This window comes from Hymenobacter cyanobacteriorum (genome assembly GCF_022631375.1).
GTDB lineage: Bacteria > Bacteroidota > Bacteroidia > Cytophagales > Hymenobacteraceae > Hymenobacter > Hymenobacter cyanobacteriorum.
Genome location: NZ_JALBGC010000003.1, coordinates 731,940 through 754,876, shown reverse-complemented (window position 1 = coordinate 754,876; position 22,937 = coordinate 731,940). Strand labels below are relative to the sequence as shown.

Sequence of the window (22,937 nt, the reverse complement as noted above, 5' to 3'; positions counted from 1 at the left end):
TTTTTAAGAAAAAAATTTAATCAAAAAGTAAGACTGGGGAAAACCTGGACGGGAAAAGAAAATCAGAATCGAGCTTCAGAAAAGCCGGCTGCCGGAATTTTTAGCCAACACGTTTTCGGATTTTTGAAAAGTGGGCTTTCGGTTTTTGCGCGAATCCGTATGGGTTATGAACAATCTCCCGCACCTTCCAAACCGTTGATTCAGGTTTCCCCATGCCGTTCGATTACACCCTCGATTTTCATTCCGTCGATTTCCGCCAGCATCCCGAACTGTACCGCGTGGGCCGGGGCGAACAGGGCGTGCTGCTGGTGCAGCCCTACAAGGGCGAAATCCTGCCCCACTGGCGCTTCAAAGATGCCGCTGCGGCCCGGGAGTCGTCCGAGACGATTTACGGCCTGTTTGAGGCGTATTTGAAGGCCCACGACTTTGTGGGGGCCGACATGGCCCGCAAATTCATCCAGATGGGTTTCACCCGGGCCCGGCGCTACGCCAACCACAAAGGCGGCAAGAAGTACGCCGGCCCCGTGCCCGACGACAAAAAAGGCCAGAGCGGCGCGCACGGCCGGGCCGAACTGCCCCGTACTGCACACCCCGATGTGGATAAAGTGGAAGCCGCCGCTATTTTCAAACGCAAGTGGGACGAGGCCAAAGCCAACCCCGAATACATCCGCCAGAAGGAAGCGTTTGTGGAAAAGTATGGCAAATAGGATTTAGTTGTCAGTTGTTCGTTGCTAGTTGTCAGCATTCGTACCAGCCTAACAACTGACAACTAGCAACGAACAACTAGCCCGCTGCCTACCTTTGTTACCTATCCTTCACCCCAACCGCATGAGCACTCCCCAACCCTCCAGCATCGAGGAAAACGAAATCATTCTGGGCACCGGCATGGGCCCACTGCGCTTCGGCGCGACCATGGACGAGGTGCGCACCCTCGTGGGCGAGCCCGAGGAAATTGAAGAGTCGGACGAGGACGACGACTTTGAGCACCAGGCTTGGAACTACCACGAAGAAGACTACCTGCTCTCGCTCTACTTCGACCGCGAAGACGATTTCCGCCTGAGCTGCATCGAAACCGATAACCCCGGCATGCGCCTCTACGGCGAGGCCATCCACGGCCTGAGCATCGACCAGGTGAAGGCCCTGATGGCCCGTCATAATCAAACTGAGCCCGAGACGGAAACCATGGAAGAAGGCGCCGTGCGCCTGTCCTACGAAAAGTCGATGATTGACTTATACTTCGAAGAAGGCGAGCTACAGTTCGTCAATTTCGGCGTGTTTATCAACGACGACATGGAAGTGCAGTGGCCTAAGTAATTTGAGTTTATCCACATTTTGACTGTTTTTAGCTGTGGATAAGTGGATAAGGATATGAAAACGGGCACTTTATCCCCGTTTCGGGACGCAATTCCCAACCTGAAATTCCTGGCGCAATCAATTGCATAAAAAAAGGCTGTTCCGTTGTGGAACAGCCTTTTTTGTGTTTTAGCCAGTCGGCCTTGCTTAGAGCACTGCGCGGAACAGCAGGAACAACAGGCCCGACAGTACCATCGTGACGGGCAGCGTGAGCACCCAAGCGAGGGCAATGTTGCGCACCATACCGGGGTTGATGTTCTTCACGCCGCGGCTGGCCACCATGCTGCCAGCGATGCTGGAGGTGAGCACGTGCGTGGTCGACGACGGCAGTTTCAGCCAGGTGCTGGCGCCAATCATGGCGGCGGCTACCAGCTCCGAGCTGGCGCCCTGGGCGTAGCTCAGGTGCTCTTTGCCGATGCGCTCGCCGATGGTTTTCACGATGCGCTGCCAGCCAATCATGGTGCCGCAGGCCAGCGAGAGGCTCACCATTAGCAGCACCCACCAGGGGGCGTAGTCGGTGAAGGTTTTCATGTTTTCCACGGCCTTGTCGTAGATGCTGCGGTCCTGCGTGCTCAGGCTCACGTTGGGCGAGGCCAGCAGCTTTTTGGCGCGGTTGGAGAGCAGCAGCACGTCGCGACGAATCTCGAAGCGGGTTTGCTGGGGCAGGTCTTTCACCTGGGTTTTGCCGGCGAAAATGCGGTCGAGGTCGGCGGTTTTGGCCTGGATGTCGGCCAAGTCCTTCTGGTCGTTGGGGCTGAGGTCGGCCCGGTTCACGCGGTTGATGACGTACTCGACCTTGCTCAGCGACTCGCGCAGGTCGAGCGGGTTTTTACTTTCGTCGAGCGCAAAACGGAAAGGCACGATGCCAATCAGAATCAGCATCACGAGGCCCACACCTTTCTGGCCGTCGTTCGAGCCGTGGAAAAAGCTCACCAGCGTACAGGTTGTGATGAGCAGCAGGCGAATCCAGAGGGGTGGGGGCTTTCGCTTGTGCGGCTCCTTGAAAATGGCCTTGCTGGGCGAAAAGCGCTTGAACAGGAACATCATGCCGATGGTAAGCGCAAAGCCCAGCAGCGGACCGACTAGCAGCGCCACGCCGGTCTCGCTGGCCTTGCTCCAGTTCACGGCCGCGCCGCGCGACTCGGGCAGCAGCGAAAACGCAATGCCCACGCCCAGAATAGAGCCGATGAGCGCGTGCGAGCTCGACGCCGGAATGCCGTAGTACCACGTGCCGATGTTCCAGATAATGGCGGCCAGAATGAGTGCGCCCACCATGGCAATGCCGTGGTACACGTTGGCATCGACCAGACTTTCGACGGGCAATAGGTAGACGATGCCCATGGCCACGCCGATACCGCCGGAGAACACGCCGATGAAGTTCCAGAACGCCGACCACACCACCGCGACCCAAGGCCGCAGGGCGTTGGTGTAGATGACGGTGGCCACGGCATTAGCCGTGTCGTGAAAGCCATTCACGAACTCGAACGCGCAGGCCGCCAGCAGGCACAGGCCGAGAAGCAGAAGTACGTGAGGTTCTAAACCAAACATAAAAGGCGGTTTTGTGGGAAATTGGATGTAATCATAGGTCAAAGGTAGGAATATGGTCCGCAGTGGATATGTTACCGAATTGTGATGGGATTGCGAAAGCCGTGCTGGAATTCGCGCCTTGTACGGGCAAGTTTCGGCTTCCGCCGGACCGGCCTACTTTTGTGGGTATGAACCCAGCATCTGAACCCGCGCAACTCAAGGACATTGTGGCCCACGCCAAGGAATACGGCTTCGTATTTCAGTCATCGGAAATCTACGACGGCCTGGCCGCCGTGTACGACTACGGCCCCAACGGCGTGGAGCTGAAAAACAACCTCAAGCGCCTGTGGTGGGACGCCATGACCCAGCTGCACGGCAACGTGGTGGGCATCGACGCGGCCATTTTCATGGACCCACGCACCTGGGAAGCCAGTGGCCACATCGCCGGTTTCAACGACCCGCTGATTGACAACCTCGATAGCAAGAAGCGCTACCGCGCCGACGTGCTGCTCGAAGAAAAAGCCGCCGAATACGAGAAGAACAACGAGCTGGCCCGCGCCGAAACCCTGCTGGCCGAAATGGGCCGTCTGCTCACGGCCAACGACCTGGCCGGCGTGCGCCAGCTCATCATCGACGAGCAAATTCTCTGCCCCATCTCGAAAACCGGCAACTGGACCGAGGTGCGCCAGTTCAACCTGATGTTCTCGACCCAGGGCTCGGCCGTGGATTCGGACGCGCCGCCCGTGTACCTGCGCCCCGAAACCGCCCAGGGCATTTTCGTGAACTTCCTGAACGTGCAGAAATCGGCCCGCATGAAGATTCCATTCGGCATCGCCCAAATCGGCAAGGCTTTCCGGAATGAGATTGTGGCCCGCCAGTTCATCTTCCGCATGCGGGAGTTTGAGCAAATGGAGATGCAATTCTTCGTGCGCCCCGGCACCGAAGGCGAGTGGTACGACACTTGGAAAGCCGCCCGCCGCAAGTTCCACGAGGCGCTGGGCCTGCCCGCCGCCAAGCTGCGCTTCCACGACCACGACAAGCTAGCCCACTACGCCAAGGCCGCCGTCGATATCGAATTTGAATTTCCCTTCGGCTTCAAGGAAATCGAGGGCATTCACTCGCGCTCCGACTTCGACCTGACCCAGCACCAGAACCTGAGCCGCAAAAAGCAGCAATATTTCGACGCTGACATCGACCCCGCCACCGGCAAAGCCTACGGCAACTACGTGCCCTTCGTGGTCGAAACCTCGGTGGGTGCCGACCGCCTCTTCCTGGCCACGCTCTGCAACGCCTACCAAGAGGAAACCATCACGGAAGGGGAGGGCGACGCCCAAACCACCAAAACCCGCACCGTGCTGAAGCTGCACCCGGCCGTGGCCCCGGTAAAAGCCGCCATCTTCCCGCTCGTCCGCAAAGACGGCATGCCAGAGAAAGCCCAGGAAATCTTCGACGCCCTGAAGTTCGATTTCCGCCTCGTGCTGGAAGAGCGTGACGCCATTGGCAAACGCTACACCCGTCAGGACCTCATCGGTACGCCCTTCTGCATCGTGGTCGATGGCCAGACGCTGGAAGACGAAACCGTGACCGTGCGCCACCGCGACTCCCGCGAGCAAACCCGCATGCCCATTGCGGAGCTGCGCAGCTACATCGGCGAGGCGGTGAGCTTCCGCCGCATCTTCGAGCAGCTGTAGCAGCTGTAGCGTGGACTCTGCGAGTCCGCGCCCGGCAGCACGTTCTGATATGCGCGGACTCGCAGAGTCCACGCTACAAAAAGCCCCGGCCTCGTTCAGAGCCGGGGCTTTTCGTTGGCTTCATCACACTTCAGGTGTGGCCGCATCGCGAGGACGGATTGCCACGCTCTACTGCGTTCCGCTCGCAATGACAGACTGTCCGCGCCGGGCGTACGTAACTTTGCCTCTTAAGCAGGATTTTATGTGGGAAAAGCTCGCCGTCTTCATCATCCGTTTCCGTCTCTCGCTGGTCGCAATACTAGCCGTTATCACCGTCTTCATGGCCTACAAGGCCAAGGACGTGGAAATGACCTACGACTTCGCCCAGGTGGTGAGCGAGAAGGACCCGGACATGCTCTATTTCAAGCAGTTCAAGCGGACATTTGGGGAAGATGGCAACGTGCTGGTTATCGGCCTGCAGGACAGCTCCATTTATAAGCTGGGTAACTTCAACGAATTCCGCCAGCTAACCGATACGCTTGCCAAAGTGCAGGGTGTGAACGGTGTGCTTAGTGTAAGCAAGCTGCTCAATATCAGCAAGGACACCGCCAGCAACAGTTTCAAGGCCGCGCCCATCTTCAAAGCCCCACCGCGCAGCCAGAAGGAACTCGACAGCCTGATGCGCGTGGTGAACAGCGTGGAGTTTTACAAGGGCCAGCTTATCAGTCCGAACACCGGGGCCACGCTGCTGGCCCTCACGATGGACCCGAAGTACCTGAACTCCTCGAAGCGGCAGGCGGTGATGAACAACATACTGGGCTTTGCGGCGCAGTTTGAGAAGAAAACCAGCATCAAACTGCACTACGCGGGCCTGCCCTACGTGCGCTCGACGATGACGAGCAAAGTGGCCGGGGAGATGAAATTCTTCACCATTCTGGCCATGATTGTGACCGGCATCACGCTGCTGGTGTTCTTCCGGACGTGGTCGGCGGTGGTGTTTCCGCTCATTGTGGTGGGCGTCACCGTTATCTGGTGCATTGGCTCGATTGTGCTGCTGGGCTTTAAAATCAATCTGTTGACTGGTCTGATTCCGAGTATCATCATCGTAATCGGCATTCCGAACTGCACCTACCTGCTCTCGCGCTACCATTACGACTACCGAAAATCGGGCAACCAGATGCTGGCCATGACGCGGGTAATCCGCAAAATCGGCCTCGTCACGCTGATGAATAACACGACCACGGCCGTGGGCTTCATCGTGTTTGCCTTCACTGATATCGCCATTCTTTACCAGTTCGGCCTGGTCGCCACCATCAACATTTTCGCGGCCTTCATCATCAGCTTCATCCTGATTCCGGCCGCTTTCACCTACCTGCCGCCGCCCACGCCCAAGCAGCTGGAACACCTCGACGCCGCGCCCCTCACCAAGCTGCTGGAGTTCTTCGACTACCTCGTGCTCGACCGCCGGCCCACCGTCTACATCGCCGCGCTGGTGCTGGTAGCGGGCGCCGCCATCGGCATTTCACGCATCGAAGCTGTGTCGTACATGGTGGATGATTTGCCCAAGAAAAGCTCCGTGAACTCCGATTTGGCCTTCTTCGAAAGCCACTTCAACGGCGTGATGCCGCTGGAATTCGAGGTAGATACCCACAAGAAAAAGGGCCTGTTCAAGCTGAAAAACCTGGAGAAAATCGACCAGTTCGAGAAGTACTTGCGGACGCAGCCGGAGCTGTCGCCGCCTGTGAGCTTGGTTACCTTTCTCAAGGCCAGCACCCAGGCGTTCTATAACGGCAATCCGTCATTCTACCGCCTGCCCGACAACTCGGAAAAGAACTTCATCCTGAGTGCCTTGGCTAACTCGGGTGGCTCGGCCGGCGGCGCGGGAATGAACAGCAAGCTGCTCCGTTCCTTCATCGATAGTACCAGCCAGAAGGCGCGTATCAGTCTGAAAATCGCGGATATCGGCTCCCAGAATCTGGACACGCTGATGAACACGAAAATCATCCCGGAGATGAATCGCATCTTCAAAGGCACAGGGATGGACATCAGGCCCACGGGCACGACCATCATCTTCACCAAGGGTAACGAATACGTCATTCACACCCTGCGCGACAGCCTGTTCATGGCCTTCGGGCTCGTGGGTTTGGTGGTGCTCATCCTCTTCCGCTCGTTCAAAACTGTACTTTTTGCGCTTATCCCCAATGCCGTCACGCTTATCCTCACGGCTGGCATTATGGGTTATTTCAACATTGCGCTCAAACCCAGTACGGCCCTGATTTTCGTGATTGCGCTGGGGATTGATGGGGATAATTCCATCCATTTGCTGGCCAAATTCCGCCAGGAAATGGCCTTGAACGGCGGCCGGGTGCGCGAGGCCGTATCGGTGACGCTGAGCGAGGCGGGCACCAGCATGATATACACGAGCATCGTGTTGTTCGTGGGCTTCAGCATCTTCGCCTTCAGCGAATTTGGCGGCACCAAGGCGCTGGGAATGCTAATGTCGGCGTCGCTGTTGATAACCAACTTCTCCAACCTAATACTGCTCCCTTCGCTGCTCGTGACGTTTGAGCACGGCAAGGGCGACACGGACACCAACGCCCTCATTCGCCACTACGATGAGTCGTACCACGAGGAGGACGATGATGCCGACCTGAACCTGAAAGAAATGCACAAAGCCTCTGATTACGAAGGCGATTACTCGATTTAACTGAACTAGCGGACTCCTAAAGAACGTCAAACAAGGAACGTCATGCTGAGCGGAGTCGAAGCATCTCTACCGCGCAACTAATCCCGACGATTGGGTTTACTGTTACGGTAGAGATGCTTCGACTCCGCTCAGCATGACGTTCTAAAGAATTGATAATAACCCAATTCATGAAATACCCCGAATACAAGCAGCCTCTCAACTACGGCCAGCTCGGCGAGGACATCCTCGCCTGGTGGAAGGAGCACGGCATCTTTGAAAAGAGCGTGAGCAGCCGCGAAGGCCAGCCCACGTTCGTGTTTTACGAAGGCCCCCCGTCGGCCAACGGCGCGCCCGGCATCCACCACGTGATGGCGCGCACGGTGAAGGACATCTTCGGCCGCTACCAGACGCTGCTGGGCAAGCAAGTGCCCCGCAAGGGCGGCTGGGATACCCACGGCCTGCCCATCGAGCTGCAGGTGGAGAAGGAGCTGGGCATCACGAAGGAGGATATCGGCAAGAAAATCAGCGTGGAGGACTACAACCAGCGCTGCAAGGAAACCGTTATGCGCTTCAAGGCGCAGTGGGACGACCTGACCGAAAAAATGGGCTACTGGGTCGACCTCAACGACCCCTACGTGACCTTCGAGCCGGAGTACATCGAGAGCTGCTGGGCGCTGCTCAAGAAGCTCTACGACAAAGGCTTGCTCTACAAGGGCTACACCATCCAGCCGTACTCGCCGGCCGCCGGCACCGGCCTGTCGTCGCACGAGCTGAACCAGCCCGGCACCTACAAGGACGTGAAGGACACGACAATCGTGGCTGAGTTCAAGGTGGTTTGGGATGAAAAAGCTAAGCAACTGTTTGCTGGTGGTGATGAGTCTGATGAGATATTCATCATGGCTTGGACGACCACTCCTTGGACATTACCAGCTAACACAGCTTTAGCAGTTGGTTCTAAAATTAAATACGTGGCAGTCAACACGTATAACCCATACACTCTGAAACGGCAAATTGTCGTCTTAGCAAAGGATAGGTTTACCTCATTCTTTGATTTGATGGGTATGGAGGAAACGGTTGGGGTAGGCAGTCATGCTTGGGCAAGAGGAATTGACCCAGCGGAAGTAGCTGTCGGCAACACTCCAAGACACTTCCTCTTGGGTAATGAATTGAATGAGGACCAGAAGAATGAGGTTCTTGCTAAGAATAAGCTTACTGTCTGGGAAGTTGTTGAAGAATTTACTGGGGCTGACCTAGTTGGTCTTCACTACGAGCGTCTATTCGGTCAAGAAGCTGGTTTCCCGGCTTTTGAAGGGGAGGAGCGCGCCTTCCGAGTTATCCCCGGCGACTTCGTGACCACGGAGGACGGTACTGGCATCGTACACATCTCTCCTACGTTTGGCGCCGATGACTTCCGCGTAGCGCAGCAAAACAACATCCCAGCGCTCATGGTCATGGATGACCAAGGCAAGCTGAGCCCCATTGTAGACCGCACCGGCCGCTACGTGACCCAAATGGGTGAATTTGGCAGCCGTTGGGTGAAAAACTACGATGGCCACGACGATACCGCTGCCGACTATCGTACTCTCGACGTGGACATCAGCGTACGCCTGAAGGAGCGCAGCCGAGCCTTCAAAGTGGAGAAGTACGAGCACACCTACCCGCACTGCTGGCGCACCGACAAGCCCGTGCTCTACTACCCGCTCGATTCCTGGTTCATCAAGACCACGGCGGTGAAGGACCGGCTCATCGAGCTCAACAAAACCATCAACTGGAAGCCCGAAAGCACCGGCACCGGCCGCTTCGGCAACTGGCTGGAAAACCTGGTAGACTGGAACTTAAGCCGCTCGCGCTACTGGGGCACGCCGCTGCCCATCTGGCGCACCCAGGACCGGACGGAGGAAATCTGCATCGGGAGCATCGCCGAGCTCAAGGCGGAGATTGACAAGGCCGTGGCGGCCGAAGTCATGACCCACAACCCCTACGCCAACGGCGAAAAAGTGGACCTGCACCGGCCCTACGTCGACGATATTTTCCTTGTCTCGCCCACTGGCCAGCCCATGTACCGCGAGCCCGACCTCATCGACGTGTGGTTCGACAGCGGCGCTATGCCCTACGCGCAGTGGCACTATCCGCTCGAAAATGAGGGCCAATTCCAGAAGAATTTCCCCGCCGATTTCATCGCCGAAGGCGTGGACCAAACCCGCGGCTGGTTCTTTACGCTGCACGCCCTGGCCGTGATGCTGGAAGACTCGGTGGCCTTCAAAAACGTGATTGCCAACGGCTTGGTGCTCGACAAGAACGGCAACAAGATGAGCAAGCGCCTCGGCAACGCCGTCGACCCGTTTGCCACCATCAAGCAGTTCGGCCCCGATGCCACCCGCTGGTACATGATTGCCAACGCGCCACCGTGGGACAACCTCAAGTTCGACCCCGCCGGCGTGACCGAAGTGCAGCGCCGTTTCTTCGGCACGCTCTTCAATACGTACTCGTTCTATGCGCTTTACGCGAATCTGGACGAGTTTCAGACCAGCGAATTCGACCGCGTGCCGCACGCCGAATTGAGCGAGCTGGACCGTTGGGTGCTGAGCAAATTGCAGTCGCTGATTGTGGAAGCGCGCGGGCACCTGGACAACTACGACCCCACGAAGGCCGCCCGCGCCATCCAGGATTTCGTGACCGACCAGCTCTCGAATTGGTACGTGCGCCTCTCGCGCCGCCGTTTCTGGAAAGGCGAACTAACTCAGGATAAGCGTGCTGCCTTCGAAACCCTGCAGGAATGCCTGGTGGTGGTGGCGCAACTGATGTCGCCCATCGCGCCCTTCTTCGGCGAGTGGCTGTACAAGAACATGACCGACGGCATGCGCGCCGAGGCCGTGGCCAAAAACACGCCCCTGGCCCCCGAATCGGTGCACCTGACGCTGCTGGTAGAGGCCGATTTGGCCCGCATCGACCCGAAGCTGGAGGAGCGCATGGAGCTGGCCCAGCGCATCAGCTCGCTGGTGCATGGCCTGCGTAAAAAACATCTTCTTAAAGTAAGACAACCCTTATCAAAAATATTAATTCCTGTTTTCAATCGACAGGAAGAAAGGCAACTTTCACTTGTCAGCGAGATTATTTGCAACGAGGTGAATATTGAAGAAGTAAGGGCTGTAATTGACCAAGGAGAAAATATAATTTATGGCATTAAGCCAAATTATAAGGAGCTTGGAAAGCGGCTTGGGAAGAACATGAAAGCTGTTGCTAGCATGATTGAAGCTCTTCCTTCTGAAATAATTCGTCAGTTCAAAGAGAGTGGTTCATGGCTCTTTATTCTTGACAGCGAGCAAGCGTTTAGTATTCCTTCAACCGAGGTTGAATTCTTCCCGAAGTCTATTGTCGGTTTTGATATTGCTGCTGATGAGAAGGTACAGAAAGCAATGAAGGCTTTTGGTGTACCTGAATGGCGAGTGACTAAGGATGGTCCATTGACTGTAGCTCTTGATATTACGATTACCAAAGAGCTGCGGCAAAAGGGTATCGCCCGAGAGTTAGTGAGCAGAATACAAAACCTGCGCAAAGAGCGAGGTCTTAACATCAATAATCTTATTCACATCACACTCGCTAATTCTGCTCCGGCTGAATTACATGAAGCTGTAGCATCTCTTGGCAGCTATGTCCGTGAAGAAACACAGACACTATCAATTGATTTCGCAGCCGACGTGAACGGTGGCTCGGTGCTCGAATTTGATGACTACTCCGTGCCGGTTCGGTTGGAGGTCGCAACTGCCTGATGTTGAACGACTCGCCGGGAGGTGAAATCCCCGGCGAGTCCTCGGCCGCACAAACAGTCAATAAGCTCGTCTTTGGTCGCACAAAACCTCAGACAATCAGTTGTAAAAGGTACAAAAGGACGGTAATAAAATAGGCCGTCGCTCCCGCCACTTTTGGCCCCGTCTGAATGCATCCAACGCTCACCACTCGCCAGCAAAACGCGGCTAAATTCTTCCTGCTGGCGCTGTTCGTCATTGCCATCGACCAACTCTCGAAGTGGGCCGTGCACACCTACATGCAGCCCGGCATGGCGGGCGAAATCCCACTTATCGGCCACTGGGCCAAGCTGCACTACACGCTGAACCCTGGCATGGCCTTCGGTGCCGAGCTGCCCGCGCCGTATGGCAAGCTGGTACTCAGTGGGTTTCGGCTGCTGGCCGTGTTTGGCCTGAGCTACTACATTATCCGCCTTTGCAAGCAGCGCGCTGCCGGCGGCTACATCGCCTGTATGGCCCTCATCCTCGGCGGGGCCGTGGGCAACCTGATTGACTCGGTTTTTTACGGCGTCATCTACGACAACGCGCCGTTTGGCTCGCCCACGCGCTGGTTCTACGGCCAGGTCATCGACATGCTCTACGTGGACATCTACGAAGGTTTCCTGCCCCAAAACTGGCCGCTGCTAGGAGGGAAGTACGTCTCGCTCTGGCCCATCTTCAACATCGCCGATTCGTCCATTTTCATCGGTGTTGCCTTGATTCTGCTCAACCAGAGCCGCTTTTTCAAGCAGGAAGAGCCCGTGGCTGTGACTGAGAAACAGAGCGAGCCGCTAGTAGCTCCTGATTCGGAGAATCTGGCGTAACGCCCTTTTCTGCGGGGCTGATGCAGCCCTGAACACCAGAACGTCATGCTGAGCGAAGCATAGCGCAGCCGAAGCATCTCTACCGGGGTCGTAATTTCACTCCCCGCAACGAAGCAGTAGAGATGCTTCGACTACGCTGCGCTTCGCTCAGCATGACGTTTTTTATTGCCTTTTGCCCGCCAATTTTGCCCCCGGGCACCCTTCCAAAATGCACCCAACGCTCACCACCCGCCAGCATTCTGCGGCTAAATTCTTCCTGTTGGCCCTGTTCATCATCGCCCTCGACCAGCTCTCGAAGTATTTGGTGCACACCTACATGCAGCTCGGTTCGGCTGGCGAAATCCCGATTTTCGGCCAGTGGGCCAAGCTCACCTACACGCTGAACCCCGGCATGGCCTTCGGGGCCGAACTACCCGCGCCCTACGGCAAGCTGGTGCTCACCAGCTTCCGCATGCTGGCCGTGGGCGGGCTGATTTACTACATTATTCGCCTCTGTCGCCAGCGCGTGGCGGCCGGCTACATCGCCTGCATGGCCCTCATCCTCGGCGGCGCGGTCGGCAACCTGATTGACTCGATTTTCTACGGAATTATCTACAATAACGCCCCGGTAGGCTCGCCCACGCGCTGGTTCTACGGCCAGGTCATCGACATGATTTTCGTGCCGCTGTACGTGGGTTATTTCCCCAAATCCTGGCCCCTCATCGGCGGTTCGTACAGCAACGGCTTCCCCATCTTCAACATCGCCGATTCATCCATCTTCATCGGCGTCGCCTTGATTCTGCTCAACCAGAGCCGCTTTTTCAACGAATCGCAGCCCGCCGCCGCTCCCAACGAGCCCCAGCCCCTAGTCGCTGCTGATGCTGAGAAGCTGGCGTAGTAGGGGAGGGGTATGGCAGTCAAACGGCAATCGTGGAATCGTAGAACGTCATGCTGAGCGAAGTCGAAGCATCTCTACCGCATCGTAGGATTATTGCATATAAAATAGCCTTGCTTTGCCGGCATGAACAGCACCAATAAAAAGCAAATCATAGCAGTCATCATATTGGCTGTACTCAACCTTCTAATCAGCAATTCAACAACCGGCAACGGCCACACCCTTGAGGGACATGTTATAATGGCCCGGAGCCCTGAGATGCGAAGTGCAACTATCACAACGCTATTCTTTGGCATCCAACTGCTCAGCTTTTTGGTTGGCTTATTACCGGCGCTAATTCCTTACAAAGGCAAAAGCTACTTGGAAAAGTGGGTGACCGTTTCACTAGGCATTGCTATCGGTGTTCACGCTATTGCTTTTCTATTGAGCGTTTCGAAACTGTTTATCAGATAGATGGCTAGCATTCATCATGTACGTCTACATCCTGACAAATCAAACCCAAACCGTTCTGTACATCGGCGTCACCAATGACCTCACGCGACGGCTTTATGAGCACAGCAGCGGCCGGGGAGATGCGGGTAAGTTTACTGGGCGGTATCAGGCTGATTTGCTAGTTTACTTTGAAATTTCACCCGATGCTACGCAGGCCATAGCACGGGAAAAGCAGTTGAAAGGCTGGACACGCCGGAAAAAAGACGCGCTGATTACTGCATTTAATCCGACTTGGCAGGCCATTGATTTAGATACTTGGGAAGGCTGAACCCAACGAAGCGGTAGAGATGCTTCGACTACGCTCAGCATGACGTTCCTGCGTACTTGACGTTCTTGCGTACCGAAACCACCCCAACCCGCCACCCATAATTCCCTCCGTGCCCAACCCGCTGCTCACCGTTTCCAACCTCACCATTGACTTCTCCAGCCACCGCGGCGACGTGCGGGCCGTGGACAACGTGTCGTTTGAGCTGCACCGGGGCGAAACGCTGGCCATTGTGGGCGAATCCGGCTCGGGTAAATCCGTGACGTCGCTGGCGCTGCTGGGGCTGATTCCGATGCCGCCCGGCCGCATTGCCAGCGGCCAGGCCATCTTCCAGTCCGAAAAGCTGGGCCAGACCGACCTACTGAAACTCTCCGAAACCGACCTGCGCCAGGTGCGCGGCAACGACATCGGCATGATTTTCCAGGAGCCGATGACTTCGCTGAACCCCGTGTACACCTGCGGCAGCCAGGTGGTAGAAGCCCTGCGCCTCCACACCGACCTCAGCGAGCAAGCCGCCAAGGCCCGCACCATCGAGCTGTTCACCGAGGCGCAGCTGCCGCGCCCCGAAGCCATTTTCGGCAGCTACCCGCACGAAATCTCGGGCGGCCAGAAGCAGCGCGTCATGATTGCCATGGCCATGGCCTGCCGCCCGGCCCTGCTCATCGCCGACGAGCCCACCACGGCCCTCGACGTGACCGTGCAGGCCCGCATGCTGCGCCTGATTGACGACCTGCGCCGGCAGCACAACACGGCCGTCCTCTTCATCACCCACGACCTCGGCGTGGTGGCCGAAATCGCCGACCGCATTCTGGTGATGTACCGGGGCAAGGTCGTGGAACAGGGGAGGGTGCTGGATATTTTTTCAAATCCGCAACATCCGTACACAAAAGGGCTTTTGGCGTGCCGTCCGCGCCTCTCGGTGGGCAAAAAACGCCTGCCCGTGGTGGCCGATTTCATGCGGGAAGACGCCAGCGGGCAGCTGTTGGCCCAGCCCGCGCCCGTGCTTCCGCTGCCAGATGAGGCACTTGCGGAATCTTCGCCCGAAGTGGAGGCCCAGCAGTTACACGATAAAATCGAAACCGCCAAAACGTTCCCCGTGGAACATGGCTTTTTGGGGGATGTTCCACGCCCGGCCGAGCTTACTTCGGCGCCCGTTGCCGCCCCCACCGTGGCCACCGCGCCCAACGGTTCGGAACCGCTTCTCCAGGTTCAAAACCTCCAGGTCTACTTCCCGCTCCGCAAGGGCTTCTTCCGCCGCGCCACCGATTACGTGCGGGCCGTGGACGATGTCAGCTTCACGCTCTACCCCGGCGAAACCATCGGCCTCGTGGGCGAGTCGGGCTGCGGCAAGACCACGCTGGGCCGGGCCCTGCTCCGCCTCACGGAACCAACGGCGGGCAGCATCCTGTTTGAAGGGACCGATTTGGCGAAGCTGTCGAGCGGGGACTTGCGCCGCCGTCGGCGCGATTTGCAGCTGGTGTTTCAGGACCCCTACGCCGCCCTCAACCCGATGCTGACCGTGGGCGAGGCCATTTGGGAGCCGATGCGCGTGCACAACGTGGGCGGCACCCGCCAGCAGCAAAAGGCGAAAGTGCTGGAACTGCTGCGCACCGTGGGGCTGCGCGACGAGCATTTCCAGCGCTACCCGCACGAGTTCAGCGGCGGGCAGCGGCAGCGCATCTGCATTGCCCGGGCGCTGGCCTTGCAGCCCAAATTGATTGTCTGCGACGAGTCGGTTTCGGCCCTCGACGTCTCGGTGCAGGCGCAGGTCCTGAACCTGCTCAACGACCTCAAACGTGAGTTCGGCATCACCTATCTGTTCATCACGCACGACCTGTCCGTGGCCCGGTTTATGAGCGACCGGCTGCTGGTCATGCACCAGGGTCGCATCGTGGAAAGCGGCCCGGCGGCCGCCATCTACGCCGCTCCCCAACACGAATACACCCAAGGCCTGCTAGCCGCCATCCCAAAGGACAGCCTGGCCGACATCGAAGCCGCCGTAGCCAGCCGGGCGTGATGTAGCGCGGACTTTTAGTCCGCGTCGAAACCACACTTTGCGCTCCCAGGCTCGGAGTTAGTTTCTGGAATTTGGTGTTCCAGTATTACTGACTCGCGGACTAAAAGTCCGCGCTACATCAGCCGGCCCTTATACCTTGCGCTGCCAGACGCTACTTAAGCAGCGCTGACGAAGCTCCAGATGCTGGCTGCTACTGCGTCAATCCCAACCCCGCGCGGACTCGCAGAGCCCGCGCTACAACCTCCCGGCCCGGCCCGCGTTTCACTAAACGGCGCGGCCTCGCCAGCCACTCATTTTTCCGCTCTCGCCGCCTGCGACCAAACCACTTTTCGGCGGCCACTTTTTACCCAAATGAATACCCCCGAAAACTCCCGGGCTCCCCGCGCCAAGCGCGAAAAGCCCGAACCCGCGGCCATCACCCAAGACCAAGTCCTGCGCGTCTTCGCCGACAACCCCACCAAAGTCCTCGCCTACCGCCAGCTCTCGCGCCGCCTCGGCGTCACGACCAAGGGCCAGCGCGAGGAGATTTTTGCCCACATCAAGGTGCTGCGCAAAAACGGCCTCATTACGCTGCTCCAAAACGACGAATACCGCCTCGCCGATGCCGACGCCGTGGCGGCGGCGTTGATGCCGTCCAGCGCTCGAAAATCGGGTAAAAAAGAACCTTCGCCCATCGCCCCGCCCCGCAACCGTTCGGTGCAGGCCGAGTTCGGCCAGGACCCCATTGTGCACCGCCGTCGCTCGGCCGGCTTCGACTACGTGGACGGCGACGACCGCCCCGAGCGCGCCCCGTCGAACACCGTCATCGGCACCGTCGATTTGGCCACGCCCAACTTCGCCTTCGTGGTGCCGGAGGGTACGGGCGAGCACGACGACATCCGCGTGTTCACCGACCAGCTCAAGTTTGCCTTGCAGGGCGACGTGGTGCGGGTGCGCCTGCGCAGCGGCTCGCGCGACGGCCGACCGATGGGCGACGTGGTGGAAGTGCTCAAGCGGGTGCGCCCCGAAATCGTGGGCCGCATCCAGATTCAGGGCACGCTCGGCTTCGTGAAGCCCGACAACCGCAAGGTGTATTTCGACGTGTTTGTGCCGCCGCATTTGCTGCACGAGTCGCGCAACGGCGACAAGGTGCTGGTCCGCATCAACGAGTTTCCGGAGGACAGCAGCCGGCAGCCGGTGGGCGAGGTTATCCGCAACTTCGGCGCGGCCGGCGGCAACGAGGCCGAGATAAACGCCATCATGGCCGAGTTCGGCTTGCCCTTCGAATTCCCCTCGGAAGTGGAGGAGGAATCGGAAGGCATCAGCGAGGTAATTGCGGAGGATGAAATTGCCCGCCGCCGCGACTTCCGCAACATCACCACCTTCACCATCGACCCAGCCGACGCCAAGGATTTCGACGATGCCCTAAGCATTCAGAAGCTGGAAAACGGCCACTGGGAAATCGGCGTGCACATCGCCGACGTCACCCACTACGTGCGTCCCGGCACCGAGCTGGAGCGCGAGGGCAAGCACCGCGCCACCTCGGTTTACCTGGTGGACCGCGTGATTCCGATGCTGCCCGAGCGCCTGAGCAACGGCCTCTGCTCGCTGCGTCCGCACGAGGATAAGCTGACCTTTTCGGCCGTGTTCGAGCTCGATGAAAACGGCAAGCTCTACGAGTCGTGGTTCGGTAAAACCATCATTCACTCCGACCGCCGCTTCAGCTACGAGGAGGCGCAGGAGCGCATCGAAAGCAAGGAGGGCGAGTACGCCGAGGAGATAAATATCATGAACGACATGGCGCATAAGCTGTGCGCGCTGCGCTTCAAGCAGGGGGCCATCACCTTCGAAACCCAGGAGGTGAAGTTCCGGCTCGACGAGAACGGCAAGCCCCTCGGCGTGTATGTGAAGGAGCGCAAGGACGCCCACAAGATGATTGAGGAGTTCATGCTACTGGCCAATCGCAAGGTGGCCGAGTTCGTGTTCAACCTCAAAAAGACCAAGCCGCGCTTCACGATGGTGTACCGCACCCACGACGCGCCCGAGCCCGAACGCCTGCAAACCTTCGCCCTCTTCGCCCAGAAATTCGGCTACAAGCTCAAGCTCGAAAACCCGAAAAAAATCAGCACCGAGCTCAACAACCTTAGCTCCGAGGTGATGGGCAAGCCCGAGCAAAATGTGCTCCAAGGCTTAGCCATTCGCACCATGAGCAAGGCCATCTACACCACCGAGCCGCTCGGCCACTTCGGCCTGGCCTTCGACCACTACTCGCACTTCACCTCGCCCATCCGCCGCTACCCCGACATGATGGCCCACCGCCTGCTGGAGCACTACCTGCTCGGCGGCAAGAACGTGCCCGTCGAGCCCGTGGAAGAAGAGTGCAAGCACTCCTCGGCCCGCGAGAAACTGGCGGCCAACGCCGAGCGCGCCAGCATCAAATTCAAGCAGGTCGAGTTCATGGCCGATGAAATCGGCAACACCTTCAAGGGCGTGGTGTCGGGCCTGACGGAGCGCGGCATGTACATCGAAATCGAGGAGAACAAGTGCGAGGGCATGGTCCGCATCAGCGACATTCCCGGCGACGAGTACGAGCTCGACAAGGACAATTACCGCATCGTGGGCCGCCGCAACAAGCGCATCATCCAGTTCGGCGACGAAATGATGGTGGTCGTAAAATCCGCCAACCTGCTCGACCGCACCATCGACTTCGAGCTAGTCGACGACCGCCCCGACCATATAAAAAAGCGCGAAGCCGACGAGCGCAAACAGCGCAGCAGCGAGCCCCGCGGCTACCGCGACCACAGCACTGGTAAGGGCCACAGCAAGGGCGGGCACAAGGGCAACAAGCGCCGCTAGCCCTCACCTATCATTGCGAGGGGAGCGCAGCGGACCGCGGCAATCCTTCCTCTCGATGCGACCAACTTTGAGATGTGATTCTTTTGAACAAGCAACAACTTCTAATATGAGCGAGATACCAGAAGGGTGGACAGATGATATGACGGTTCCACTTCCTCCAAATCAGACAGTGGGAGCCATAGCCGATTTTGTGATTCAGCAGGCGCTTCAAGGCACTCCCGATGATGAAAATGAGAGCGAGTTGATTTCTGTATTCGGTTTCTCTTTTGACGATGCAGCGCTGATAAGGGACCGGGTGTTCGGTGGAATTATGCGAGCTGCAACGGGCAATGAAGCCAACCGACCTGATTCGGAGAAGGACCCTTTTGCTCACACCAGTTTTGAACTGGCCTTGCAAAACTCGGCCATAATTGCGGGCATTTATCCTCAATTCGCACCGAAGCCAAAGCGGCATTGATGTGAAATATGTTAGCTTTTTCAAACACAACCAAGCCCCGGTTCTAACCAGAATCGGGGCTTGTTGCTTTATCAAGCGTCTGGTTTTGACAGGACGGATTGCCGCGTTCCGCCGCGCTTCACTCGCAATGACAGATGCCCCCGTTCTTTGCACCACCTATGACCCCAGCCGACTTCCCCGCTAACATCACCGCCGCCCTGGCGCAGCTCAGCTACGGCGAGCAGCCCGATACCCTCTACGCCCCTATCCGCTACATCATGGGCCTGGGCGGCAAACGCATCCGGCCGCTGCTCACGCTGCTCGGCGCCCACCTCTTCACCGACGACCTCAGCGGCATCATCAAGCCTGCCCTGGCCACCGAAGTCTTCCACAACTTCACCCTCCTCCACGACGACCTGATGGACCAAGCGCCCCTGCGCCGCGGCCAAGCCACCGTGCACGAAAAGTGGAACCCCAACGTCGCCATTCTCTCCGGCGACGTGATGTTGGTGCGGGCCTACGAGCTATTCCTGGAGGTGAAGCCGGAGTTGCTCCCGCGCATCCTCGCCCGCTTCAGCCATACAGCCGCCGAGGTCTGCGAAGGCCAGCAGTGGGACATGAATTTTGAGACCGAGCCCCAGGTCAGCATCGCCCAGTACCTCGACATGATTCGCCTAAAAACGGCCGTCCTCCTCGGCTTCTGCCTGGAGTTGGGAGCCCGCCTGGCCGGCGCTTCGGAAGAGGATGCCGAGCACCTCCGCCAGTTCGGCACCGACATCGGCCTGGCCTTTCAGCTGCGCGACGACTTGCTCGACGTGTACGGCGACGCCGCCACCTTCGGCAAGCGCGTGGGCGGCGACATCATCTCCGACAAGAAAACCTTCCTGCTGCTTTCCGCTCAGGCCCAGGCCGGCCCCGCTCAGCAGGCTACCCTAGCCCGCCACATCGGCCAGCCCGTGACCGATGCCGACGCCAAAGTCCAGGCCGTCCGAGCCATCTATGACGAGCTCGGAATTCGCCCTCAGACGGAAGCTCTCATCAACTCCTACTTCCAGGATGCGCTGCAGCATTTGGAACGCGTAGCGGCGCTCGCAGCCCGCAAAGAACCCCTTCACCGCCTCGCGCTCCAGCTCATGGACCGCGAAAACTAATTTCCTCGTGCCCGAAATCAATCTCGTTCTCCTGCTAACGGTCCTCACCGTCGGCATCTCCATGTACGCCTGGTCTAACGACCAGCTCATGCAATCCTGGACCATGCGGCCCTACGCCATTGCCCGCGACTCCAGCCAATCGTACCGCTTCCTTACCTCCGGCTTTCTGCACGCCGACTGGGCGCACCTCGCGTTCAATATGATTGCCTTCTACTCTTTTGGCGGCATTGTGCTCACCATCCTGCAGGCCACGTTTGGCTTGTTAATGGGCAGTGCGGCCTTCCTGCTGCTCTACCTGGGCGGTATTGTGCTCTCCGACCTGCCCACCTATTTCCGGCATCGCAACGACCGTTACTACAACAGCCTCGGAGCCTCGGGCGGAGTATCGTCCATCATCTTTGCCGCCGTGCTCTATGCGCCTACTATCGGCATTGGCTTCCCGCTACTGCCGGACCTAACCATTCCCGGTTTCCTGTGGGGCGGGCTGTATCTGGCCTATTCCTGGTACATGGGCCGCCGTCAGGGCGACAACATTAACCACGATGCCCACTTTTACGGCGCGTTATTCGGCTTTCTACTAATGCTGGTATTCATTCCAGCCGCTGGCCCCGCGTTTTTCATGCAAATAGGGGCTTATATTCAATCAAAAATCTGATAATCAATCAATTAAATTGATTCAATAGCTTTTTTCTATATCTATTTGAGCAGGTTTGCGTACAGGCCCCTATTCACCTCTTACCCCAACCTGAAATGCAACTGCTCTCCACCCTTCGCAACCGAATCCCCTCGCTGGCTCTTGTACTTAGCCTGCTGACTTCGGCTCTTCTTACGTCCTGCGGCAGCGGCCGCCGCGCCGATGGTTCCCTCACCATCTTCGGCGTGATGTATTTGCTGTTCGCTGTCTTCGCGTTCCTCAGCCTCATCAAGCAGGACTGGTCCATCGGTAAGAAAATCATCTGGGGGCTTATCATCTGGTTCTTCCCCTTCGGCGGCTCCATTATCTACTTCCTGTTTTCCGGCCGCAGCTAAGCCAGCATTCACAGCAACAAAAAACCCCGGCCATCAAAGCCGGGGTTTTTTGTTGAGCCACAATTGAAGCCAGCGTTTAGCCTGGTAAGCTAATTCAGCAGCCGCTTCTTCTCCAACCGTGCCACACCGCGCAGTAGCTCGGCGCTGTTCGTGATTTGGGTGAGCTGCCAGTGGTCGCCCTGCCGGCGCATCTTCACCTCCACTACCATCGTGGTATCGTAGCGCGGCTGCGTCACCTCGAGGCCCACGAAAGCATTGTCGCCTTCCTCCCGGGTATACTTCACACCTTTGAACTCGCTGTCCGGGCTCACCACTTTGCTGGCCAAGCCAGTCAGCGAGATATTCACGAGGCGTTTGGGGGCTGCAGCTGCGGCCGCTTCCAGCGAGCCGGTTTCCACGTAGCGCTGCACTTCGTTGTGAGCCGCTTTGGCCAGCGTCGGTTTCAGCAATTTCAGGGCTCCGCCCATCACTAGGCTACCGCCGGGCATCAGCGAAGTCAGCGCCGAACTCTGCTGCGTCACATCATCTACCAGGTGGCTGGTTACGCTGTTCACGTCCACGTATTTCTCGAAGCTGGTCATATCGTGCGTTTGCACGGCCGCGGCAGCCGCCACCAGCGAGCCGCTTGGGCCGCCCTTCAGCGTGCGGTAGTAGTAATAGCCCCCACCCACGAGGGCTAGCAGCAACACAAAAAGCAGCAGTTTTTTCATAAAGGTCGTTGGATGAATGAGCGAGCAAAATTACCCCAAATCACACGCTTTAAGCCACCTTGATGCTCCACGCATTCTGGCGAACCTAAAACCAGTTGTGTAGTCTCAAAAGCGCTGTTTTTAGCTCGTTTTCCGGCATCTAATCCTGTTGAAGGTTGTACGAGTAGGGCGCGGCTATTTAGCGCGCGTACAACGCATTTTTCGCCCTGCTCAAGCATTTCAGCCGTCTCACTTTTATGTCAGGCAAGTCCATTTTACCGTTCATCAGGCCCGAAATCCACGGCCATCGGGGCTGCCGGGGCCTACTCCCCGAAAACACGCTGCCCGCATTCCTGCACGCTTTGGAATTAGGGGTTGACGCGCTGGAACTGGATGTGATTATCTCGGCCGACCGGCAGGTTGTGGTATCGCACGAGCCCTGGCTCAATCCGCTTATCTGCCGTGGTCCGGCAGGCAAATTACTGCCACCCGATAGCGCCCCAGCCTATAACCTCTACCAAATGCCCTACGCCCAGATTGCAGAGTGTGACTGTGGCCATCCCCATCCCAGCTTTCCCGAGCAACGAGCGCAACCGGCCATCAAGCCCCTTCTTCGGGCTGTGCTGGCCGCTACCGAAGCGTGGGCTGCTAGGCAGCCCCACCGCTGCCCACCGGCTTATTCCATTGAAGTAAAAAGCCTGCCCGATGGGGATGGCATCTTCCATCCGGCCCCCGCCGAGTTTCTCGATTTGGTGCTGGCTGAAATAGACCAGGCCGAAGTGTCGGCTCGCACCACGCTGCTTTGTTTCGACCCGCGCATTCTGCGTCGGGCGCATCACATCCGGCCAGCCATTCGCACCTGCCTTCTGGTTGAAGCTGAGCAGACGTGGCTGCCGAGCCTGCAGGAATTAGGGTTCGTTCCAACCACCTTCGGCCCCGACCACCGCACCGTAACCCCTGAAGCCGTCAGAGAACTTCGGTCATTGTATCCTGGCCTGCGTCTCGTACCCTGGACTGTAAACGAAGAATCTGACTTCAAACGACTAATGCCATTGGGACTTGCTGGTATCACCACCGATTATCCTGACCGCTTAGCAGCGTTTCTGCAATCCTAAGGGTATAAAAGCTGAACATGCGTGCTGAAGGCTGTAGTATAACCTGTTTGGGGGTGTGTAAAATAACTCTGTTTGTAACGATATAATTGTAACACATTATTCAATTTACAATCGCGACGTTACAGTATGATTGTGTAAAGACGTACAAAATATGATTGTAACAGATAATGTTTATTAATACAAATTTGT

At 57.7% G+C, this 22,937-nt stretch carries 18 protein-coding genes; 16 read left to right on the top strand and 2 right to left on the bottom strand.

Annotated features, from left to right (window positions below):
* The first annotated feature begins 212 nt into the window (after positions 1-212).
* A complete protein-coding gene (locus MON38_RS12830; protein ID WP_241936570.1) occupies positions 213-707 on the top strand; it encodes a DUF4385 domain-containing protein in 495 nt (164 codons plus the stop codon).
* Between the two features lie 121 nt (positions 708-828).
* Entirely contained in the window at positions 829-1,314 is a 486-nt protein-coding gene (locus MON38_RS12825) for a hypothetical protein (protein WP_241936569.1), read from the top strand.
* 186 nt (positions 1,315-1,500) lie between these two features.
* On the opposite strand, the gene MON38_RS12820 is transcribed toward MON38_RS12825, so the two are convergent.
* Positions 1,501-2,901, bottom strand: coding sequence for an inorganic phosphate transporter (locus tag MON38_RS12820; RefSeq protein WP_241936568.1), 1,401 nt, complete (start codon positions 2,899-2,901; stop codon positions 1,501-1,503).
* Positions 2,902-3,068: 167 nt separating this feature from the next.
* On the opposite strand from MON38_RS12820, the gene MON38_RS12815 reads away from it, so the two are divergent.
* The 13 genes from MON38_RS12815 (at position 3,069) to MON38_RS12755 (ending at position 20,944) form a co-directional block, all read left to right on the top strand.
* Positions 3,069-4,571 (top strand): glycine--tRNA ligase, encoded by a 1,503-nt coding sequence (locus MON38_RS12815; RefSeq protein WP_241936567.1) that lies wholly within the window; start codon positions 3,069-3,071, stop codon positions 4,569-4,571.
* Between the two features lie 241 nt (positions 4,572-4,812).
* Positions 4,813-7,257, top strand: a complete 2,445-nt coding sequence (locus MON38_RS12810) for an efflux RND transporter permease subunit (protein ID WP_241936566.1) — start codon at positions 4,813-4,815, stop codon at positions 7,255-7,257.
* Positions 7,258-7,424: 167 nt separating this feature from the next.
* The gene (gene ileS, locus MON38_RS12805; protein WP_241936565.1) at positions 7,425-11,006 is read left to right on the top strand and encodes an isoleucine--tRNA ligase; all 3,582 of its coding nucleotides are present in this window, start codon (positions 7,425-7,427) and stop codon (positions 11,004-11,006) included.
* A 167-nt stretch (positions 11,007-11,173) separates the two neighbouring features.
* Positions 11,174-11,845: a lipoprotein signal peptidase gene (locus tag MON38_RS12800; RefSeq protein WP_241936564.1), complete on the top strand. Its 672-nt coding sequence runs from the start codon at positions 11,174-11,176 to the stop codon at positions 11,843-11,845.
* A gap of 208 nt (positions 11,846-12,053) precedes the next feature.
* On the top strand, positions 12,054-12,722 hold the full coding sequence (locus tag MON38_RS12795; RefSeq protein WP_241936563.1) for a lipoprotein signal peptidase: 669 nt from the start codon (positions 12,054-12,056) through the stop codon (positions 12,720-12,722).
* 123 nt (positions 12,723-12,845) lie between these two features.
* Positions 12,846-13,172 carry a hypothetical protein gene (locus MON38_RS12790; protein WP_241936562.1) on the top strand — a complete coding sequence of 109 codons (327 nt, stop codon included), beginning with the start codon at positions 12,846-12,848 and terminating at the stop codon, positions 13,170-13,172.
* Positions 13,173-13,188: 16 nt separating this feature from the next.
* Complete coding sequence (locus tag MON38_RS12785; RefSeq protein WP_241936561.1) at positions 13,189-13,479, top strand: GIY-YIG nuclease family protein; 291 nt, start codon at positions 13,189-13,191, stop codon at positions 13,477-13,479.
* 109 nt (positions 13,480-13,588) lie between these two features.
* The gene (locus tag MON38_RS12780; RefSeq protein ID WP_241936560.1) at positions 13,589-15,493 is read left to right on the top strand and encodes an ABC transporter ATP-binding protein; all 1,905 of its coding nucleotides are present in this window, start codon (positions 13,589-13,591) and stop codon (positions 15,491-15,493) included.
* Between the two features lie 351 nt (positions 15,494-15,844).
* The gene (rnr, locus tag MON38_RS12775; protein WP_241936559.1) at positions 15,845-18,328 is read left to right on the top strand and encodes a ribonuclease R; all 2,484 of its coding nucleotides are present in this window, start codon (positions 15,845-15,847) and stop codon (positions 18,326-18,328) included.
* A gap of 55 nt (positions 18,329-18,383) precedes the next feature.
* Positions 18,384-18,785, top strand: a complete 402-nt coding sequence (locus MON38_RS12770; protein WP_241936558.1) for a hypothetical protein — start codon at positions 18,384-18,386, stop codon at positions 18,783-18,785.
* Between the two features lie 158 nt (positions 18,786-18,943).
* Positions 18,944-19,915, top strand: a complete 972-nt coding sequence (locus MON38_RS12765; protein ID WP_241936557.1) for a polyprenyl synthetase family protein — start codon at positions 18,944-18,946, stop codon at positions 19,913-19,915.
* Between the two features lie 7 nt (positions 19,916-19,922).
* Positions 19,923-20,570 carry a rhomboid family intramembrane serine protease gene (locus MON38_RS12760; RefSeq protein ID WP_338423772.1) on the top strand — a complete coding sequence of 216 codons (648 nt, stop codon included), beginning with the start codon at positions 19,923-19,925 and terminating at the stop codon, positions 20,568-20,570.
* Positions 20,571-20,665: 95 nt separating this feature from the next.
* Positions 20,666-20,944 carry a PLD nuclease N-terminal domain-containing protein gene (locus tag MON38_RS12755; RefSeq protein WP_241936556.1) on the top strand — a complete coding sequence of 93 codons (279 nt, stop codon included), beginning with the start codon at positions 20,666-20,668 and terminating at the stop codon, positions 20,942-20,944.
* An 89-nt stretch (positions 20,945-21,033) separates the two neighbouring features.
* On the opposite strand, the gene MON38_RS12750 is transcribed toward MON38_RS12755, so the two are convergent.
* Positions 21,034-21,654, bottom strand: coding sequence for a hypothetical protein (locus MON38_RS12750; protein ID WP_241936555.1), 621 nt, complete (start codon positions 21,652-21,654; stop codon positions 21,034-21,036).
* Between the two features lie 236 nt (positions 21,655-21,890).
* Here MON38_RS12750 and MON38_RS12745 point away from each other — a divergent pair, with 236 nt between their 5' ends.
* Entirely contained in the window at positions 21,891-22,748 is an 858-nt protein-coding gene (locus MON38_RS12745; protein WP_241936554.1) for a glycerophosphodiester phosphodiesterase family protein, read from the top strand.
* Positions 22,749-22,937 lie beyond the last annotated feature (189 nt).

What these genes read in the sequence shown, in the direction of transcription:
- MON38_RS12785 (WP_241936561.1), top strand. Translation starts at nt 13,189, where the DNA reads ATGTACGTCTACATCCTGACAAATCAAACCCAAACCGTTCTGTACATC.
- MON38_RS12790 (WP_241936562.1), top strand. Translation starts at nt 12,846, where the DNA reads ATGAACAGCACCAATAAAAAGCAAATCATAGCAGTCATCATATTGGCT.
- MON38_RS12765 (WP_241936557.1), top strand. Translation starts at nt 18,944, where the DNA reads ATGACCCCAGCCGACTTCCCCGCTAACATCACCGCCGCCCTGGCGCAG.
- MON38_RS12825 (WP_241936569.1), top strand. Translation starts at nt 829, where the DNA reads ATGAGCACTCCCCAACCCTCCAGCATCGAGGAAAACGAAATCATTCTG.
- MON38_RS12815 (WP_241936567.1), top strand. Translation starts at nt 3,069, where the DNA reads ATGAACCCAGCATCTGAACCCGCGCAACTCAAGGACATTGTGGCCCAC.
- MON38_RS12745 (WP_241936554.1), top strand. Translation starts at nt 21,891, where the DNA reads ATGTCAGGCAAGTCCATTTTACCGTTCATCAGGCCCGAAATCCACGGC.
- MON38_RS12810 (WP_241936566.1), top strand. Translation starts at nt 4,813, where the DNA reads ATGTGGGAAAAGCTCGCCGTCTTCATCATCCGTTTCCGTCTCTCGCTG.
- MON38_RS12770 (WP_241936558.1), top strand. Translation starts at nt 18,384, where the DNA reads ATGCGACCAACTTTGAGATGTGATTCTTTTGAACAAGCAACAACTTCT.
- MON38_RS12755 (WP_241936556.1), top strand. Translation starts at nt 20,666, where the DNA reads ATGCAACTGCTCTCCACCCTTCGCAACCGAATCCCCTCGCTGGCTCTT.
- MON38_RS12800 (WP_241936564.1), top strand. Translation starts at nt 11,174, where the DNA reads ATGCATCCAACGCTCACCACTCGCCAGCAAAACGCGGCTAAATTCTTC.
- rnr (WP_241936559.1), top strand. Translation starts at nt 15,845, where the DNA reads ATGAATACCCCCGAAAACTCCCGGGCTCCCCGCGCCAAGCGCGAAAAG.
- MON38_RS12795 (WP_241936563.1), top strand. Translation starts at nt 12,054, where the DNA reads ATGCACCCAACGCTCACCACCCGCCAGCATTCTGCGGCTAAATTCTTC.
- MON38_RS12830 (WP_241936570.1), top strand. Translation starts at nt 213, where the DNA reads ATGCCGTTCGATTACACCCTCGATTTTCATTCCGTCGATTTCCGCCAG.
- MON38_RS12750 (WP_241936555.1), bottom strand. Translation starts at nt 21,654, where the DNA reads ATGAAAAAACTGCTGCTTTTTGTGTTGCTGCTAGCCCTCGTGGGTGGG.
- ileS (WP_241936565.1), top strand. Translation starts at nt 7,425, where the DNA reads ATGAAATACCCCGAATACAAGCAGCCTCTCAACTACGGCCAGCTCGGC.
- MON38_RS12820 (WP_241936568.1), bottom strand. Translation starts at nt 2,901, where the DNA reads ATGTTTGGTTTAGAACCTCACGTACTTCTGCTTCTCGGCCTGTGCCTG.